Source organism: Streptomyces sp. NPDC055287 (assembly GCF_053646035.1).
The window spans coordinates 1-1,334 of record NZ_JBSHNE010000135.1 but is presented as its reverse complement, the minus strand read 5'-3'; the positions used below and the strand labels follow the sequence as shown (position 1 = coordinate 1,334).

Annotated in this window: 1 protein-coding gene; it reads right to left on the bottom strand. The window is 63.2% G+C overall.

What is annotated here, in order from left to right:
- Positions 1–1,093: acyltransferase domain-containing protein (locus ACWIHY_RS40360; RefSeq protein ID WP_454381750.1), on the bottom strand; the 1,093-nt coding region annotated here is incomplete at its 3' end.
- Positions 1,094–1,334: the final 241 nt, after the last annotated feature.

Here is a 1,334-nt window from a genome sequence, read left to right as displayed (position 1 = left end):
CCAGCCAGTAGCGGTTGCGTTGGAAGGCATACGTCGGCAGATCCACCCGGGACGCACCCGTCCCCCCGAACACCCCCGACCAATCAACAGACACACCACACACCCACGCCCGCGCCACACCCGAAACGAACGACCGCTCCTCCGACCGCCCACCACGCAACACCGGCACAAACACACCATCAGGCACCGACTCCGCGCCCAACCCACTCAACACACCATCAGGACCCAACTCAACAAACACCGACACACCACACGCCGACAACGCCCGCACACCATCCGCGAAACGCACCGCCTCACGCACATGACGCACCCAATAATCCGCCGAACACAACTCCCCAGCCGAAACCACCCCACCACTCACATTCGACACCACAGGAATCCCAGGAACCCGATACGTCAAACCCTCCGCAACCACACGAAACTCATCAAGCATCCCATCCACCAACGGCGAATGAAACGCATGCGACACCGACAACCGCTTCGTCCTACGACCCCGCCCCCGCAACACCCCCTCAACCTCAACAACCGCACCCACCTCACCCGAAACCACCACCGACAACGGACCATTGACAGCCGCAACCACCACACGACCACCACAACCCGCCAACAACCCCGCAACCTCCTCCTCACCCGCCTCCACCGCCACCATCGCCCCACCCGACGGCAACCCCTGCATCAACCGACCACGCGCAGCAACCAACCGCGCCGCATCCTCCAACGACCACACACCAGCAACACACGCAGCAACCAACTCACCAACCGAATGCCCACCCACAAAATCCGGCCGCACACCCCACGACTCCAACAACCGGAACAACGCCCACTCCACCGCAAACAAACCAGCCTGCGTAAACACCGTCTCATCCAACAAACCCACACCGCCGCCCACACCAAAGACGACATCACCCACCCCACACCCCACATAACCGGCCAACTCCCGGTCCAACACCCCACACACCTCATCAAACGCCCCAGCAAACACCGGGAACCGGCCATACAACTCACGACCCATCCCCACCCGCTGAGAACCCTGACCAGAAAACAACACAGCCAGACCACCACCCAGCACACCACCCACCGGGCCCTCAATCACACCCCCACCACCCCCACCCCGCACCAACCCACCCACACCAGCAACCAACTCCTCACGACCACCACCCACCACCACCGCACGATGCTCAAACCCCGCCCGACCCGACGCCAAAGACCACCCCACATCCACCGCCGACAACCCACCATCACCCTCAACCCGCGACAACAACCCAGCCGCCTGCCCCCGCAACCCACCAACACCACGACCCGACACCACCCACGGCACCACCCCAGGCACCACA